At 65.8% G+C, this 16,685-nt stretch carries 18 protein-coding genes; 9 read left to right on the top strand and 9 right to left on the bottom strand.

Going from position 1 to position 16,685, the window contains the following annotated elements:
• Window positions 1-45 precede the first annotated feature (45 nt).
• A complete protein-coding gene (locus OIE68_RS35355; RefSeq protein WP_327095278.1) occupies window positions 46-555 on the top strand; it encodes a DUF2771 domain-containing protein in 510 nt (169 codons plus the stop codon).
• A gap of 211 nt (window positions 556-766) precedes the next feature.
• On the opposite strand, the gene OIE68_RS35350 is transcribed toward OIE68_RS35355, so the two are convergent.
• Window positions 767-1,192, bottom strand: coding sequence for a cold-shock protein (locus OIE68_RS35350; RefSeq protein ID WP_327101942.1), 426 nt, complete (start codon window positions 1,190-1,192; stop codon window positions 767-769).
• A gap of 200 nt (window positions 1,193-1,392) precedes the next feature.
• Here OIE68_RS35350 and OIE68_RS35345 point away from each other — a divergent pair, with 200 nt between their 5' ends.
• Window positions 1,393-1,635 carry a hypothetical protein gene (locus OIE68_RS35345; protein WP_327095277.1) on the top strand — a complete coding sequence of 81 codons (243 nt, stop codon included), beginning with the start codon at window positions 1,393-1,395 and terminating at the stop codon, window positions 1,633-1,635.
• A gap of 366 nt (window positions 1,636-2,001) precedes the next feature.
• Window positions 2,002-2,625: a transglycosylase family protein gene (locus tag OIE68_RS35340; RefSeq protein WP_327095276.1), complete on the top strand. Its 624-nt coding sequence runs from the start codon at window positions 2,002-2,004 to the stop codon at window positions 2,623-2,625.
• Between the two features lie 103 nt (window positions 2,626-2,728).
• Here OIE68_RS35340 and OIE68_RS35335 read toward each other — a convergent pair whose 3' ends face one another.
• Window positions 2,729-2,917 (bottom strand): hypothetical protein, encoded by a 189-nt coding sequence (locus tag OIE68_RS35335; protein ID WP_040686441.1) that lies wholly within the window; start codon window positions 2,915-2,917, stop codon window positions 2,729-2,731.
• A gap of 226 nt (window positions 2,918-3,143) precedes the next feature.
• Between OIE68_RS35335 and OIE68_RS35330 the strand changes: the two genes are divergently transcribed.
• Entirely contained in the window at window positions 3,144-5,435 is a 2,292-nt protein-coding gene (locus OIE68_RS35330) for a helicase-associated domain-containing protein (RefSeq protein ID WP_327095275.1), read from the top strand.
• Here OIE68_RS35330 and OIE68_RS35325 read toward each other — a convergent pair whose 3' ends face one another.
• On the bottom strand, window positions 5,436-5,948 hold the full coding sequence (locus OIE68_RS35325) for an LppU/SCO3897 family protein (protein WP_327095274.1): 513 nt from the start codon (window positions 5,946-5,948) through the stop codon (window positions 5,436-5,438).
• A gap of 320 nt (window positions 5,949-6,268) precedes the next feature.
• Between OIE68_RS35325 and OIE68_RS35320 the strand changes: the two genes are divergently transcribed.
• Entirely contained in the window at window positions 6,269-7,084 is an 816-nt protein-coding gene (locus OIE68_RS35320) for a hypothetical protein (protein WP_327095273.1), read from the top strand.
• Between the two features lie 3 nt (window positions 7,085-7,087).
• Here the strand turns inward: OIE68_RS35320 and OIE68_RS35315 are convergent, their stop codons facing one another.
• From OIE68_RS35315 to OIE68_RS35300, 4 genes are read right to left on the bottom strand one after another with little or no spacing between them, the layout of a single operon-like run.
• A complete protein-coding gene (locus OIE68_RS35315) occupies window positions 7,088-8,479 on the bottom strand; it encodes a M1 family metallopeptidase (protein ID WP_327095272.1) in 1,392 nt (463 codons plus the stop codon).
• A 53-nt stretch (window positions 8,480-8,532) separates the two neighbouring features.
• Window positions 8,533-9,168 (bottom strand): LysE family translocator, encoded by a 636-nt coding sequence (locus OIE68_RS35310; RefSeq protein ID WP_327095271.1) that lies wholly within the window; start codon window positions 9,166-9,168, stop codon window positions 8,533-8,535.
• 39 nt (window positions 9,169-9,207) lie between these two features.
• Complete coding sequence (locus OIE68_RS35305) at window positions 9,208-9,876, bottom strand: DUF3239 domain-containing protein (protein WP_327095270.1); 669 nt, start codon at window positions 9,874-9,876, stop codon at window positions 9,208-9,210.
• Window positions 9,877-9,917: 41 nt separating this feature from the next.
• The gene (locus OIE68_RS35300) at window positions 9,918-11,576 is read right to left on the bottom strand and encodes a DNA repair helicase XPB (RefSeq protein WP_327095269.1); all 1,659 of its coding nucleotides are present in this window, start codon (window positions 11,574-11,576) and stop codon (window positions 9,918-9,920) included.
• 455 nt (window positions 11,577-12,031) lie between these two features.
• On the opposite strand from OIE68_RS35300, the gene OIE68_RS35295 reads away from it, so the two are divergent.
• Complete coding sequence (locus OIE68_RS35295; RefSeq protein ID WP_327095268.1) at window positions 12,032-12,676, top strand: LysE family translocator; 645 nt, start codon at window positions 12,032-12,034, stop codon at window positions 12,674-12,676.
• Between the two features lie 186 nt (window positions 12,677-12,862).
• Entirely contained in the window at window positions 12,863-13,513 is a 651-nt protein-coding gene (locus OIE68_RS35290) for a trimeric intracellular cation channel family protein (RefSeq protein ID WP_327095267.1), read from the top strand.
• Here OIE68_RS35290 and OIE68_RS35285 read toward each other — a convergent pair.
• Window positions 13,510-14,688 carry a pyridoxal phosphate-dependent aminotransferase gene (locus OIE68_RS35285; protein WP_327095266.1) on the bottom strand — a complete coding sequence of 393 codons (1,179 nt, stop codon included), beginning with the start codon at window positions 14,686-14,688 and terminating at the stop codon, window positions 13,510-13,512. The two genes, OIE68_RS35290 and OIE68_RS35285, sit on opposite strands and share 4 nt — an antisense overlap.
• Before the next feature lie 176 nt (window positions 14,689-14,864).
• Between OIE68_RS35285 and OIE68_RS35280 the strand changes: the two genes are divergently transcribed.
• The gene (locus OIE68_RS35280) at window positions 14,865-15,068 is read left to right on the top strand and encodes a hypothetical protein (protein ID WP_327095265.1); all 204 of its coding nucleotides are present in this window, start codon (window positions 14,865-14,867) and stop codon (window positions 15,066-15,068) included.
• Between the two features lie 49 nt (window positions 15,069-15,117).
• Here the strand turns inward: OIE68_RS35280 and OIE68_RS35275 are convergent, their stop codons facing one another.
• Complete coding sequence (locus OIE68_RS35275) at window positions 15,118-16,038, bottom strand: sigma-70 family RNA polymerase sigma factor (protein ID WP_327095264.1); 921 nt, start codon at window positions 16,036-16,038, stop codon at window positions 15,118-15,120.
• Window positions 16,039-16,099: 61 nt separating this feature from the next.
• Between OIE68_RS35275 and OIE68_RS35270 the strand changes: the two genes are divergently transcribed.
• Entirely contained in the window at window positions 16,100-16,681 is a 582-nt protein-coding gene (locus OIE68_RS35270; RefSeq protein ID WP_327095263.1) for a GNAT family N-acetyltransferase, read from the top strand.
• Window positions 16,682-16,685: the final 4 nt, after the last annotated feature.

Genomic DNA, 16,685 nt, shown 5'->3' with positions numbered 1-16,685 from the left:
AGCAGCTTTGCTAGCGACGGAGCCGAGCGCCAGCGAGGCGCAGTCGTGAGCAAGCCGAGTACCCGCACCGTCGTCGCGCTATGTGTGGCGGCCCTACTGGTGTTCACCGTCGCCTTCGTCGGCGTGTTGACGGTGTTCGTCCGCAACGCGGACCACCCCGACCCGACCGTCACCGCATACGCCCACGGCAAGACCGTCACGGTGTCCCCATTCCTGTACTGCACAGTGAAAATGGAGGACTGCAAGTACGGCGAGACCGTCACCCTGGACGTCCCCGCCGGATACCCGCTGCAGCTGTCGCTCCCGAAGAAGATCGCCGACGCGCCCTGGCTGGCGCAGCTGGTCTACGCCATGCCTACCGGCGAGAAGGTGGACCGGGTAGTGAGCCGCAACGACTACCCCGAGGGCGCACTCGCCGTCACCATCGATTCGAAGCCGGAGCCCGAATTGCGGCTCGTCGGTATCGAATTGCAGCTGCCGATCCTCGCGCGCGACGAAACCGGCCGCGAGTTCTACGTGCCGCACGCGGCTTGGTCGATCAGTACCTCGCCGTAGCGACTGCTTGCAGGTCGCTCGAAAGGGTCAGTAGCGACTGCTTGCAGGCCGCTCGAAAAGGTCAGCAGCGACTGCTTGCAGGCCGCTCGAAAAGGTCAGCAGCGACTGCTTGCAGGCCGCTCGAAAAGATCGGCAGCGACGGTCGGCCCGAAAACGATTCGCGCGCTGCCCGGTAAGCCGGGCAGCGCGCGTAATTCGTTATCCGCGAACGTCAGTGATCGAGTTCGCGCGCGACCGCCCGCACCACTTCCGAAATGCGCTGCGCGGTCTTGCGATCCGGATACCTGCCCTTGCGCAGATCCGGCTGCACCTTGGCCTCGAGCAGGGTGATCATGTCCTCGACCATCCCGTGCAGCTCGTCCGGCGTGTGCTTGCGCGCGGCCGGTTCCTTGTGCGCACCGCGATCGCGCTCCTGGCCCTGACGGACCGAGGGCGGCGATTCGAGCACCTTCAGACTCAGCGCCTGCGGCCCACGGCGACCGGCGGCCATGCCGAATTCGACACGCTGACCGGGCTTGAGCCCATCGACGCCGGCAGGCAGCGCGGACGAACGGACATAGACATCCTCACCCTCGTCCTGGGAAAGGAAGCCGAAGCCCTTTTCGACGTCGTACCACTTCACCCTGCCGGTCGGCACTGCACTCACCCGTTCATCATCGAAACTCGGGCCGCACTGGCCCGAGCACATCCGTCTGCCCAGGTGCTCGTCCGGCATACCGCCTCGGACAGCTCCTGTCAGTTTGCGAAAAGAACGCGCCCCACAGCTGTGCAGGACGCGATTGCACCGAGTCTACCCCGGTGCGAATAACGCAAGCACATCAGTTTTACGGTCGAGCAGTGACGAACCCATCCGCGCCACCGCCTCCGAACCGCTCGCCACGCCGCGCGGGCGACCGGTTGCTGTACGTGGCACTCGGTCTGTTCGCGATCGGCTTGCTTGCGATCGTCGCCATATTTCTGACACCGATCCTCAGCGATTCCGACCCGGGCCTGTGGCTGTATCTGCTGGCGATGTTGGCGCCGCTCGGCTTCCTCTGCGCGATCGTCTTCGCACTGTGGTCCGGCCGACGATCGCGATAAACCGGTTACCCCTGCTAATCGTTACCGAACCGCCAGTGTGATCCTCGTCACATAACAGCGCGGTAACGGGGCGGCAGCCGCTCCCGACCGGCCCGTCCGCACCATCTCTCAGCTGCGCGGAAGCCTCTCGGCCGCAACCAATACCAGTCCGAGACCCATTCAGACCCGCCGGTTACCAAATAGTGATTTTTCGCGGCGATCGTCGTACCGTCTTACCCAGCCGGGACAACCGGCAACCACCGGCCCGCCGCATCAAACCTCGCCCCGCGGGTACCGGACCCCAACGGAAGCAGGGGTGAGGGCGGGACGGACGACCTCTCAGTCCGGACCACTTGCAGATGCGTACGAGAGGCAGACGAACCCGCAATGAGTGGACGCCATCGCAAGCCAACCTCCACCGGGCGCACCGTAGCCAAGGTCGCCGTCACCGGCGCGATCATCGGCACCGCAGGTGTGGCTCTGGCTGGAAACGCCAGCGCGGCACCCGATCAGGACTGGGATCGGCTCGCCCAGTGCGAGGCCGGCGGTAACTGGGGCATCAACACCGGCAACGGTTTCCAGGGCGGACTGCAGTTCTCGCCCAGCACCTGGAATGCCCACGGCGGCGGCGAATACGCCGCGACGGCCAACCAGGCCAGCCGCGAACAGCAGATCGCGGTCGCCGAGAAGGTCCTCGCCAGCCAGGGCTGGGGCGCTTGGCCCTCCTGCTCGTCCTCACTCGGCCTGAGCAGCGGATCCACACCGCGCACCGCCCCCTCCTCCACCGAGACCCCGCGCTGGAACCCGGGCCCGGCTGCTCCGGAGCAGGCCGCCGCGGACCCCAGCCAGGAGGTCTTCAGCGCGATCGACCGCGCCGTCGCCGTTGTACAGGGCCAGGGTGTGCAGATCCCGCAGGAAGCCCTCGATTTCTTCAATGCCGCCAAGGGCACTCAGCTCGACCCGGCAGTCGTGAGCTTCTACGAGGCGAACAAGAGCATGCTGCCCTCCTGAGTCGTCACAACGCAGACCGTACGAAGAAGGTCCCCGCATCAAGGATGCGGGGACCTTCTTCGTATCCGCGGGTTTTCCGTCCGGGTACCGAGCGGTGCGCCGCTCAGCGGTTGATCACCGTATTCGGGTGCATGTAAGGCAGCTGATCGGCCGGAACCGGAAACTCGGTGTCCTCACCGAACGGCGAGAGCCCACCGGAACGAGTCGACGACAGTTCGGTGACCGCATGGCCACCGTCCTCCACCGAGGGCCAGCCATGGTCGACATAGGGTTTCTTCGATTTGTTCACCACGTCCACATGCTAACGCGCTGCATACTCGCTCCCCCGCCTCCCCGGGCCTTTTGTCGGTCGTAGGTGCAAAGAAATCCACGTCGCGGGCCGGCGGTCAGTTGTCTGCTCCGATCTTGGGCTTTCCCGACGAGTTTCCCATGTGCCGACGAAATCAGTCGTCACGTCGCGAATTCGATGTGCCGAGTCAGACCAGCAGATAAATATCGTGCACCGTAGGCTGGATCGGATGACTGCGACCGATTCATTGGCCGGGTGGCTCGCGGCCCGCAGCGATGCGCAGCTGGTGGCCCTGCTCGAACTCCGGCCCGATCTGGCCGTGCCACTGCCCTCCTCCATGGCGGTGCTCGCGGCCCGCGCCGAGCAGCGCGCGTCGGTCCTGCGTGCCACCGATGACCTGGACACACTCGAGTTCGCGATCGTGGAAACCCTTGCGGTGCATCGGGCGACGGGTTCGGGCGGAAGGCCGATGAGTCGCAAGGCATTGCGCGTGCAGTTGAAAGATCGGGTGAAGGTCGCGGCGATCGATGCCGCGCTGGCCCGCCTATCCGATCGCGCGCTGGTCTGGAACGACGGTGACGACCTACATCTGATCCCGGCCACCGCCGAGGCGCTGCCGTGGCCGATCGGCAGCACCACCGAAATTCCGGATGCCCTGACCGAGCCCGAGGTGATCGCGGCCCTCGCGGCCATCTCCCCCGCCGAACGCGCGCTGCTGGACAAGCTGGCCACCACGGGTCCGCGCGGACGCACCAGGGACGCGGCTCCGGGCACACCGGCCGACCGCCCGATCCAGCAACTGCTCGGCCGCCGATTACTGCACTGGATCGACGAGGAGACGGTCGAACTCCCGGTCACCGTCGGTCAGGTGCTGCGCAGGGAGCCGGTGACCCATCCGCACGCGCTGAAACCGCCGGAGCCGACACCGACCAAGCACAGTCCCACCGAAGTGAATGCAGTCGCGGCGGGCGAAGTGGGCGAGCTACTGCGGCACTGCGCCGACATTCTGGAGGCGCTCGGCCAGGCGCCCGCGCCCGCATTGCGCGCGGGTGGGCTCGGAGTGCGGGAGTTGCGCCGCATCGCCAAACAGACCGGTATCGACGAACCGCGCGCCGGACTGCTCGCCGAACTGCTCGCCGCGGCCAAACTCGTCGAGAAGGGTATGCCGGACCCGCCACCGGAATTCGACTCCACCGACGACTTCTGGGCGCCCACACCGGCCGCCGACGGCTGGCGCGACGCACCGCCCGCGCGCCGCTGGGTGGCGCTGGCACAGGCCTGGCTGGACCTGGACCGCATGCCGTGGATGATCGGCATGCGCGATGCCAATGACAAACCGCTGGCGGCATTGTCGATCGAACTGCGCACCCCGCACGCGCCCCGCGACCGTCGTACGATGCTGAATCTGCTCGCCGAATATCCGACCGGCACCGCACTGGCCCCCACCGATATCGGCCGACTGCTGGCCTGGCGGCAACCGCGTTGGCGCAGGCACTTTCGCGCCGAGGCGGTCGAGCACACGCTGGAAGAGGCCGCGGCGCTCGGTTTCGTCGGACGCGGTGCGCTCGCCTCACCGGCGCGGGCGTTGCTGCACGGCTCGCCGACCAGCGTGTCCGATGCCGAGGCCGAGATGGAATCGGCGCTGCCCGAGCCCATCGATCATGTACTGGTCCAGGCGGATCTGACCGTCATCGCGCCCGGTCCGCTGACGCCGGAGTTACAGAGCCGGGTGGCACTCGTGGCCGATATCGAATCCGCCGGTGCGGCAACGGTTTACCGGATCAGCGACACATCGGTGCGACGTGCGCTGGATGCCGGGATGACCGCGGCCGAACTGCATACGCTGTTCACCACGCATTCCCGCACACCGATCCCGCAGTCGCTGTCCTATCTGATCGATGACGTCGCGCGCAGACACGGCCAACTACGGGCCGGTATGGCTCAGTCGTTCGTCCGCAGTGACGATCCGGCACTGCTCGCGCAGGTGCTGAGCTCGCCGGTGGCGAGCGAACTCGCGCTGCGGGCCATCGCACCCACCGTCGCCATTGCCCAGGCCCCGCTCGGCGAATTGCTCGAACGGTTGCGCGCGGCCGGATTCGCCCCGGCCGGTGAGGATTCCGCTGGCACCATTGTCGATCTGCGCCCACGCGGCGCCCGGATCGCGGTGCGCCCGCATGCCAGGCAGCCGTATCGCCCGACGCCGCCGAGCACCGAACAGCTGACACTGCTCGTAGCGGAGCTGCGCGCGGGTGAGCGAGCCGCCAGCGCCCGCAACGGCCAGGCGGTGCGCCCCGACGGCACCAGAACCAGTACCGCCGCAACCCTGGCGCTGCTGCAATTGGCGGCGCGGGTGCGGCGGTCGGTCAATATCGGTTATGTCGACGCCCAGGGCGTCGCGTCACAGCGCGTGGTCGAACCGCTGAAGGTCGGCAACGGCCAGCTCGACGCACTGGACCCGGTAACCGGCGCGATCCGGCATTTCACCTTGCACCGGATCGCGTCGGTCGCACTACTCGAGTAATCAGCCCTTGGCTGCGCCGAGGCAGAAGGTGACCTTCGGGTCCGGGACGGTCACGAAGCTGGTCGCGTCGGCACCACACTGCAATTCGTCGGCCTGACCGTCGATGCGCTGCACCACCTTGAAGGTGGCTTCGGAAGAGGAGCAGTCCACGTACTTGTACGGGTTGGTGCCGACGTCGGCGTAGCAGCTGCCCTGCTTGAAGTTCGGCGCGAGGCACATGTAGGCCTGGCCGCCACTGACCAGGTCCTCGGTGTAGGTGGTGTATTCGGCCGCGCATTCGATCTTCTTGTCCGCGGTCTGGAATACCTTGTAAACCGCCTGCGGCGACGAGCAGTCGACCGGCTCGGACTTGGTGGCCGATGACGAACTGTCGGTGACATTGATGCAATCACCGACCTTCGCCTTGGCGGTGTCGGACTTGCTTGCATTGTCGAGCGCCGAACAACCGGTCACCACGGCCACCAATGCGCCCACCGCCAGGAGGGCGAGCACAATGCGTGCCAGCAGCCTCATTCCTGGGAACTTCAACGTGAAACCCTCTCTCACCGAACGCGTTCACGACAGATGTGAACGCGGTGAGGATACCGTCACGGTCACCCGAACCGCATCAGCAGTTCGGACGACCGACCAAATCCGCGGCGCGGGTCAGTACTGGCCCATCAGTCCGGTCAGGCCTACCAATGCGAGGTTGACGAATTTCGGGATCAGGTTGACGAGGACCATGAGACCTAAACTGTTCACTATCAATGCCTTTCGCATCACGAACCCATGGACGTTTGTCCAGTATGTGCACTCTGTCGCTTCCGGAGTCCCGGTCGTTACGCTTGGAAAGTATGAGGCTCGAAGAGGTCGCCGTCGACTTGTACGGACTCGACCCTGGTGAGTTCATCGCCGCCAGGGCGGCACGCGTCGCCGAGGCCAAGGACGCGGGCGATAAGGAACTCGCGACCGCCGTGGGCAAGCTACGTAAGCCGACGGTGGTCGCCTGGACGGTGAACCTGCTGGCCCGTGTGGCGCCCGATGATGTCGATGCGCTGCTGCAACTCGGGACCGCGCTGCGTACGGCGCAACGAGAATTGTCCGGCGATCAGTTGCGCGCGCTGACCACGCAGCGGCAGCAAGTCGTCAATGCCCTTGCCAAGCGGGCGGGCGCACTGGCCGCAGATCGCGGGCATCCGGTCACCGAGGGGGTACTGCGTGAGGTCGGACAGACGCTTACGGCGGCGCTGGCCGATGACGCGGTCGCCGAGCAGGTGCGCAGCGGGACACTGGTGACATCGGCGAGTTATGCGGGTTTCGGACCGACCGGTGCCGCACTCACCTCGGTAAGCGGCACGGGCACAAAGAAATCCACCGAACCCGCCGCGGAAGACAATGCGGGCCAAGAACTCGATGACGCAGTCGAAGCCCTCGAATCTGCCCGTGCGGCAATGGATTCAGCCCAGGCGGAGGCCGAAGAGACGGCAAACCGATTGACCGAGAGCGAATCCCGCATCGAGGCACTGCGCGAAGAGCTTGCGCACGCCGAACAGCAGAAGCAATTCGCCCGCACCGCCGATCGCGGTGCACAGGACCAACTACGCGCGGCCCGGAAACAACTCGATCGGGCAGAGCGCTGGGTGGAAAAGGCCCGCGAACGCGTCGACTGAACGTCAGCCGCGCAGTGCGCCGGGGAAGAGATACTCGTCCGGGGGCATTGTGGTGCGGTTCAACCAGGCGTCGAAGAAGCCGGTCAGATCGGTCAGGGATTTCGACTGCATGAAAATGCGGAACTCCGGCATCGAGGCGTTGCCATGGGCATGGGCGGCATTGAATTCCCGGACGGCCGTGAAGAACACATCGTCGCCGAGTTGTTTGCGCAAGGCGTGCAGGAACAACGGGCCGCGATAGTAGACGGAGGTGAATTCATTTCCGACGCCCGGGTTTTCCAGCGGAATATCCCAGAATTTCGGGTCGGTACGATGTTTCCGAATGGTCTCGCGGTAGGCCGCGTCGACGTCCTTGCCCTCCATCCGCTCCGGCCACAGATAGTCGGCGGTGTAGCTGGCGAAGCATTCGTTCAGGCAGATATCGGACCATTGCCGCACCGAAACCGAATCACCCCACCATTGGTGCGCTATTTCGTGCACCGCGGTCGGCAGGTCGGTCCACGGTGCGTAGATCGGACGCGTCTGGGTCTCCAGCGAGAACTCCAGATCCGCGTCGACGTAGATGCCACCCGCGGCGTCGAACGGATAGGGACCGTAGAGCGCCTCTTCGAAGTCGATGATTTCGGGCAGGCGCTGCTCGGTTTCCCTATTGCGCTCCGCATTCGGGGCGAAGGCGCTGATCAGCGGGGTTCCGTTGGGGCGGGTCTGTTCGAGGAAGCTGTAGTGATCGATTGCGACCGTGGTCAGGTAGCCGAGTACCGGTTGATGCGACTCCCAGGTGACGTCGCGCTTCGCACCGGCGACCGCGTTCTCGGTGCGCACACCGTTGGAAACCACCTCCCATTCCGCGGGAACCGACGCGTGCAGGGTGAAGGTGGCCTTGTCCAGCGGGGTGTCGTTGAGCGGATACCAGGTGGTGGCCGAATGCGGTTCGCCCGAGACGAAGGCGCCGCCGCTGGGTGAATAGGTCCAGCCCTCGCCCTCGGTGTTCCTGGCTTCCCCGGCGTAGTCGACGGTCACGGTGAAGGGCAGGCCGGGCAGCAGCGGCAGCAGCGGGGTCACGGTCAGTTCATGCTCGCCGTTGCGGTCGAAGGCGGCGGGCAGGTTGTTCACCGAGACCATGCGAACGTTCGGGCCGTTGAAGTCCAGATTGAACATCCGCAAGGGCTGGGTGGCGGTGGCATCGATCGTGGTGGTGCCGGTGAGCTGATGGCTCGGCGGGTCGTAGTCGATGGTGACCTCGTAGTGGCCGACGTCGTAGCCGCCATTGCCGTCCAGCGGGTAGTACGGATCGTCCAGACCCGGCGCGCCGACGAGCGGATCGGCGTTCACCGGAACCGGGGCGGCGAGAAGTGCGCCGACCACGGCCGCACACAACCAGCCGGACCACCTCATACCACCACCACCCCTTTCACGGCCCCACCTGACCTCGGTGGATGGTAGCCGCTTCAGTCGGCGCTACCGCTGAGCGCCACCGACGCGCCGAGCCCGAAGATCATCGCACCGCCCGCACCGCCGACCGCCTCCAGTCGTTGCGGCGAACGCGCGAACCAGGTTCGAGCCGATGCGGCGAGCAGGCCCCAAGCGCTATCGGAGACCAATGCGATCGCCAGGAAGATGGAGCCGAGGATCAGGAATTGCAACTGCAGCGAACCCGCCGACGGTTCGGCGAAATGCGGCAGTACCGCCGAGAAGAAGACGATCGCCTTGGGATTGGTCAGCCCGACGAGGACGCTCTGCCGAAAAACCTTGGCATCGGCGGGGTCGAGCTGCGCGTTCAGCGCCGCCCGCAACGCCTTGCGCTCGCGGATCGCCTGGATTCCGAGGTACATCAGATAGAGCGCACCGGCGAACTTGACCAGGGTGAGTGCGAGCGCCGAGGCCGCGAGCAGGGTGCCCAGGCCCACCGAGACCAGCAGTAGCGCGATGAAAACGCCCGCGGAATGACCGAATACCGAGACCAAGGCGGCGCGGCGGCCGAGCGCGAGGGCCCGGCCGATGGTGAATAGCACGCCCGGTCCGGGGATGACGATGATGACAATCGATGCGGCGATGAAAGCCAGCAGGTTGGACGCCGGAACCATTTACCGAGTCTATTCGGCGGCGCAAGGGAATTCGGCTGATCAGGACCCCAGGTCGCCGGGGAGCTGGTGCGGGTCGAGCAGCAACCGTTTGGCAGAGGTGCGCCGCACCTTGTCGGCGAGTTCCAGATTATCGGCGAGCAACCGCCATTCGACCTCGCTGATGGCCGCGCGCGCCCGATCGATGACAGTGCCGTCGCGGGTGCCCCAGGCGATCGGCATGGCGCTGACCGACTGCCAGCGCTCGCCGACCTGATGCGGCGCCCGATCGGTGCGCACCGCGACCGACGGCACCCGCTCACCCGCGCGCTTCTCATGCCCCGGCAGATCCCTGACCTTCCTGATGACCAGCGCATAGCGTGGATCGGGAGTCTCCGGTCTCGAGACATCGACCAGCGCGAGCAGCACGACCCCGCTCGGATGCGTTTCGGAGACGACCGCGGCAACCAGTTCACCGTCGGCATAGAGCTTGTCGATGCTGGAACGGTGCGGTGTCCAAAACGCCACCCACAGCGCGACGACCGCGCCGAGTGCGAATGCGATCGCCAGCAGATAGGCCCACGGATGGTTGAGCCAGATCAGATACGCGGTGCCGGTCGCGGCGATGACGGCGGCCGCGACCGCCATGACGCGCAGTCGTCGCAAGTCGGCGAAGACTTCGTTGACCGCATGGGCGTGCTGCCGGTCCACCGCGAATTCGAAGCGTCGCACGTCTCAATTCCTAGCACATGTATCGGAGATAAATCCTCCGCTTATCCGATGGCCGGCCCCAGCAAGTCATCGGCATCCGTAATGCGATACGCGTAACCCTGTTCGGCGAGGAAACGCTGCCGGTGCGCGGCATATTCGGCGTCCAGGGTGTCACGTGCGACGACCGAATAGAAGTGGGCTTGGCCACCATCGTGTTTCGGTCGCAACAGTCGACCGAGCCGTTGTGCCTCTTCCTGACGCGAACCGAATGTTCCCGAAACCTGCACCGCGACAGAGGCTTCGGGCAAATCGATGGAAAAGTTCGCGACCTTGCTCACCACCAGCACCGGAATCTCACCGCGCCGGAAGGCATCGAAAAGTTCTTCGCGCTCTTTGGTTTTCGTCGAACCTTGAATTACCGGCGCATTGAGATCGACGCCGAGTTCGTCGAGTTGATCCAGATACGCGCCGATCACCAAGGTCGGCGCATCCTTGTGCTGAGCCAGAATCGATTCCACCACAGGAATTTTCGTGCGCGCGGTCGAACAGAGCTTGTAGCGCTCTTCGGGCTCGGCGGTGGCGTAGGCCATCCGCTCGGCATCGGTGAGGGTCACCCGAACCTCGATGCAGTCGGCGGGCGCGATCCAACCCTGGGCCTCGATATCCTTCCACGGCGCGTCGTAACGCTTGGGTCCGATCAGCGAGAACACATCGCCCTCGCGGCCGTCCTCGCGCACCAGGGTCGCGGTGAGACCGAGCCTGCGCCGCGATTGCAGATCGGCGGTCATCCGAAAGACCGGTGCGGGCAGTAGGTGCACCTCGTCATAGATGACCAGGCCCCAATCGCGGCTGTCGAAGAGTTCGAGGTGCTTGTATTCGCCCTTGGTGCGGCGGGTGATGACCTGATAGGTGGCGATGGTGACCGGACGGATCTCCTTGCGCTCGCCGGAGTATTCGCCGATTTCGTCCTCGGTCAACGAGGTTCGGGCCAGCAGCTCACGCCGCCACTGCCGTCCGGCCACCGTATTGGTGACCAGGATCAGCGTCGTGGCCTGCGCCTTGGCCATCGCGGCCGCGCCGACCATCGTCTTGCCCGCACCACACGGCAGCACCACGACACCCGAACCACCGGCCCAGAACGAATCGGTCGCCATCTCCTGGTAGTCGCGCAGATGCCACTGGCCGCCGGTGAAATCCAGCTCGATCGGATGCGCCTCCCCGTCGACATAGCCCGCCAGATCCTCGGCCGGCCAGCCGATCTTCAGCAGCATCTGCTTGATCCGGCCACGCTCGGACGGATGCACGACCACGGTGTCCTCATCGATGCGGGCGCCGAGCATCGGGGCGATCTTCTTGTGCCGCAGCACTTCCTCGAGCACCGCGCGATCCAGACTGACCAGCATCAACCCGTGCGCCGGATGCTTCACCAGCTGCAACCGGCCGTACCTGGCCATGGTGTCCACGATGTCGACCAGCAGCGGCTGCGGCACCGCATACCGCGAGTAGCTGACCAAGGCATCCACCACCTGCTCGGCGTCATGCCCCGCGGCCCGCGCATTCCACAGCGCCAGGGGCGTCACCCGATAGGTGTGCACATGCTCCGGCGCCCGCTCCAATTCCGCGAACGGCGCAATAGCCTGCCGCGCCACCCCGGCCAACTCGTGGTCGACCTCCAAGAGCAGCGTCTTGTCACTCTGAACGATCAGCGGACCGTCGGTCACAGCTCCGCCTCGCTAGCGCTCAGCTCCGCTGCGACCGCAGGTGCTGCGCCTATGGTTCCCTCGCTGCGCTCGGTCACAGCTGCGCCTCGCTAGCGCTCGGCTCCGCTGCGACCGCAGGTGCTGTGCCTATGGTTCCCTCGCTGCGCTCGGTCACGATCTCTCCTCGTATACGGCGTCCGGCATTATCGGATCGCTCGTGCGACTCCGGCCCATTCTCCCCGACGCCACCGACAACCCATCGGATGCGGCATCGATCCTGCCCCCCGACGGGCGTAGCTCGCGTCGGCTTCGCACATACAGCGTGCGAGCGGCCTATTTTGTTCCGGGACGATGCACTGACCGCCCATTCTCATCCGGATACCGCGGGATCGAGCCACGAATGGGCGATGACACCAGTCCACTACCACCCCACTGGCCCGAGACGAGCGCGGCGCGTGTGCGTGAGTATCGGGAGCATGATCGAAACTGCGGCGATTCTGGGAGTGGCGGCGGCCGCGTTGGGAATGGTGCTCACGCCGGGACCGAACATGATGTACCTGGTGTCGCGCAGCGTTTCGCAGGGGCGGCGGGCCGGATTGGTGTCGCTCGGTGGTGTCGCGGCGGGGTTCGGGGTGTATTTGGCGGCGGCCACGGCGGGGATCACCGCGGTGTTCGCAGTCGTGCCCGGCCTGTACCTGACGATGAAGTTGGCGGGCGCCGGATACCTGTTGTGGCTGGCCTGGCAGGCGGTGCGGCCCGGTGGGACCTCGGTGTTCGCGCCTGCCGTGCTGCCCGCGGATCCGACGCGACGATTGTTCACCATGGGGTTGGTCACCAATCTGCTGAATCCGAAGATCGCGATCATGTACATGGCGTTGATTCCGCAGTTCGTGGCACCCGAGCACGGCCGGGTGTGGTTGCAGAGTCTGTGCCTCGGATCGGTGCAGATCGCGGTGGCGTTGACAGTGAACGGCCTGATCGTGCTCGGCGCGGGCGGGATCGCCGCCTTCCTGACCGGGCGGCCGCTGTGGCTGCGGGTCCAACGCTACGTCATGGGCACGATGCTCGGCGGGATCGCCGTTCTGCTTGCCACGGACCGCGCTCGGCCGATACCTGCCTGAACGTGCCCGGCTTCGTGTGGGCCGACTGCCCAGTCCCAGACCTCGATACACCCGGCGGATCGAGTCACCTCGACCGTGCGCTCGACGGATGTAATCGCCTCTACACATCGTGCGAGTGGCCGCGTCGATGCGCGGCCGGGTCGGTGCGCTCGGCCTGCTCGGCGCTGGATATGTGATCGTGTGCGCATGGCGCATTTCGATTCGGCGGTGAATACCGCGCAGCATGTCGGGGAGCTGTTCGGCGTCTTCGCCTTCGCGACCTCGGGTGCGCTGCTCGCGGTACGGCGCGGATTCGACGTATTCGGGATCGTGGTGCTCGCCTGCAGCACGGCGCTCGGTGGCGGTGTCATTCGGGATCTGGTGATCGGCCGGACACCACCCGCGTCGTTCGTCGATCTCAGTTACCTGTGGACCGCGCTGCTCGCGGCCGCGGTCATCTTCTTCTGGCATCCGTCGCCGCGCGTGACCGGCGGTCCGCTCGGCGTGGCCGATGCCTTCGGGCTGGGGCTCTTCTGCGTGACCGGCACGGTGATCGCCTACAACCACGGTCTCGGCGCGCCCTCGGCCACACTGCTCGGATTGGTCACCGCGATCGGCGGCGGAGTCATCCGCGATCTGCTCGGCGGACAGACGCCGAGTGTGCTGATACCCGAGCAGATCTATGCGGTACCAGCACTTGTCGGTGCCACGGCGACTGCGACGCTACTGCATTTCAACGCCTACAACCCGATCACCGGTGCCTGCGCCGCGCTCGGCGCAATCGTATTTCGCCTGCTCGCGATGCGGTATGACTGGCACGCACCACAGGCGCGACGTCGCCCACAGGACCGGGCCTAGCCCACTCGAACACCCGCGCGAAGTCGGCGCACGCCCTCGTCGAGGGTTTCGTCGCGTTTGCAGAATGTGAAGCGCACCAGGTGATTCCACGCCTCGACGTGGTCGGCGAAGGCGATGAGCGGCACGGCTGCGACACCCAGCCGAGCCGGTAGTTCCCGGCAAAAGGCCAAGCCGTCGGTTGCGCCGAGCGGGGTGATATCCGCGCAGATGAAATAGCCGCCCGCACTCTCCTTCACCCCGAAGCCGGTGTCCTTCAGCGCGGCGGCAAGGCGGAGCCGCTTGTCCGACAGTGTGTCTCGCAGTGCGGCGACCCAGTCGAGTTCGTTGTTCAGCGCGTGCGCGACGGCCGGTTGGAACGGCCCACCTGCCACGAAGGTCAGGAACTGTTTGGCCGCGAGCACACCGTCGATGAGTTCGGCCGGACCGAGCGCCCAGCCGGTCTTCCAACCGGTGACGCTGAAAGTCTTTGCCGCGCTGGACACCACGATGGTTCGCTCGGCCATACCGGGCAGGGTGGCGAGGCTGATGTGCTGGTTGCCGTCGTAGACGAGGTGTTCGTAGACCTCGTCGGTAAGCACCAATAGGCCGTGCTCGCAGGCGATTTCGGCGATCGCGGTCAGATCGGCGCGGTCGAGTACGGTGCCGGTCGGGTTGTGCGGTGAATTGACGATCAGCATCCTGGTCGCGGGCGTGATGGCGGCGCGCAGACTGTCCAGGTCGAGGACGAAGCGGTCACCGTCGGCGACGAGGTGCGCCGTGCGCCGCCGCGCGCCGGCAAGGGCGACCGCGGCCGCATAGGAGTCGTAGTAGGGCTCGATGAGCACGACCTCTTGACCGGGCTCGACCAGACCGAGCACGGCGGCGCTGATCGCCTCCGTCGCACCGACGGTGACCAGCACCTGCGTGTCCGGGTCGTAGTGGGTGCCGTAGCGGCGGGCCCGGTCGGCGGCGATGGCGCGCCGCAGGATCGGCATCCCGCGGCCGGGCGGGTACTGGTTCAGCCCGTCGGCGATGGCCTGGCGCGCGACCTCGAGCATGCCCGCGGGTCCGTCGGTATCCGGAAAGCCCTGACCCAGGTTGATCGCCTCGTGCCGGACGGCTAATTCGGTCATCTCCGCGAAGATCGTGGAGGCAAACGGGCGCAGGCGGGCGACGGTCGCGGGTTGCGAGGACATATCCGGAGAGTAGCCCAGCGATCGCCATTGTTGCCAACAGATAGCGAAAGGCTATATTTCACTTTTGAATTGGCCCCTCTACCAGCATGGTTGTGTGTTATCCCAACGGCGGCTAGCCTCGCCGTGTTCTACCTCACAAACCGCCGATCTGCGGCGGTAGCTCGAAAGGGGCGCTTATGGCCTCGTATCTGGACCTGGTACTGCAGCCGGCCGCGTCGGAGGTCGCCGGAACGGTACTGGGTTTCCTGCGAAATGTCACACACGACCTGATCGCCGGCTTCGGTTCGTCCACCGGCGATTGGTTCAACGGATCGTCGACGGGCAATAGCGGCACCGGATCGTCCACCGGGGACTGGTTCCTGGGCTCGTCCACGCCGTAATCCGATGGCGGTGTCAGGTCTGGCGATGAGGGCCCGGCCTGGCACCGTCTCACCCCAGGCGGACGTGGGACAGTTTCTCCGGATTCGCGAGATCGTAGGTGCCCCAGACTAATCCGTCGCGAACCGCGAATCCGATCACACGGGGCGGACCGTCGAGTCGCCCGTAACCCGGGCCGACCCGATACACGACCAAACCCAATTGACCATTGACCGTGGCGAATTCGAATTCCAGTGTCGGCTCCGAGGAGCCGTCCATACCGTACTTGCGCATCAGCCCGAGGAGGAAACGGGCGACCTTGTCCGCACCGGCGATGACATTGATCGCGGTGGATGTAGTGCCGTTCGCATCGCCGATAATTACCGAATCCGGGTGCAGCGCAGCGGTTATCGCGGCTATATCACCTGCGGACAGCGCGGCGATGAAATCGCGTACCGCAGCCGCGTGCTCGACATCCGGGACGGGCGGCGGGGCCTGCGCGACGGACTTCCTGGCCCGCACGGCCAGCTGGCGCGCCGCCTCCACCGAAATGCCGAGGATTTCCGCGATCTCGTCGAACGGCACCGAAAGCCCGTCGTGCAGAACGAATGCCACGCGCTGCGACGGCGTCAGACTCTCCAGCACCACCATGGCGGCGAGGCTGCATTCTTGTTTGCGGACCACCGCCTCGAGCGGATCCGGCATGGTCGATGGCGTGGTACCGGTCACGACCGGCTCTGGAAGCCACTGCCCGACATAGGTTTCCCGGCGCACCGCGGCACTGCGCAGGCGGTCCAGGCAGATTCGACTGACCACGGTGGTCAGCCAGCCCCGCAGATCCTCGATCTCGGATTGATGCACACCGGCCAGCCGTAGCCAACTCTCCTGCACCGCGTCCTCGGCGTCGCCCGCACTGCCCGTCAGCCGGTAGGCGACCGAGAGCAGATGCGCCCGATGCGATTCGAACAAGTCGGCGAGAAGAGCAGCAACCATCGGGCTGATTCTACGTTCCGCGCTGATGGGCCCGACGAGCCGGTCATGACACCATGCTCATATGGAGGATCATCCGCTATCCGACACAACCATCTGGTTGTCGCGGCCGACCGAGGCCGATATCGACGATATCGTCGCATGCTGCCAGGAGCCCAGCATTGCCGAGTGGGTGACGATCCCGGTTCCGTATCACCGGAAGAATGCCGAATCCTTCCTCGACGATATGGTCGCGCCGGGCTGGGCCACCCGCAGTCCGATCTGGGCGCTGCGGACGCGCGCCGACGGTCCGGTCGTCGGCATGATCGATCTCAACGCGCGCGATGAATCGGCATCGGAAATCGGCTTCTGGCTGGCCTCCGCGGAACGCGGACGCGGGCTGATGTCGCGTGCGGTCGCCCTGGTGTGCGAATTCGGATTTCAGCCAACAGGATTGGGGCTGAGCCGGATCAACTGGCGCGCCTTCGTCGGCAATCACGCCTCGGCCGCGGTGGTCCGCCGCAATGGTTTTCACTATGAGGGCATGGCGCGACTCGGCAGTATGCAGCGCGGCAGCCGCCGCGATACCTGGCTGGCCGGACGGCTGGCGACGGACCCGCCCGGCCCGGTCTCGGATTGGCCGCCCAGTGTATTCAGCATCGCGTAGCGAT

This window comes from Nocardia vinacea, assembly GCF_035920345.1.
In the GTDB taxonomy this organism is placed as follows: Bacteria; Actinomycetota; Actinomycetes; order Mycobacteriales; family Mycobacteriaceae; genus Nocardia; species Nocardia vinacea_A.
The sequence above is the reverse complement of the archived record's forward strand: the minus strand, read 5'-3'. Positions and strand labels throughout refer to the sequence as shown.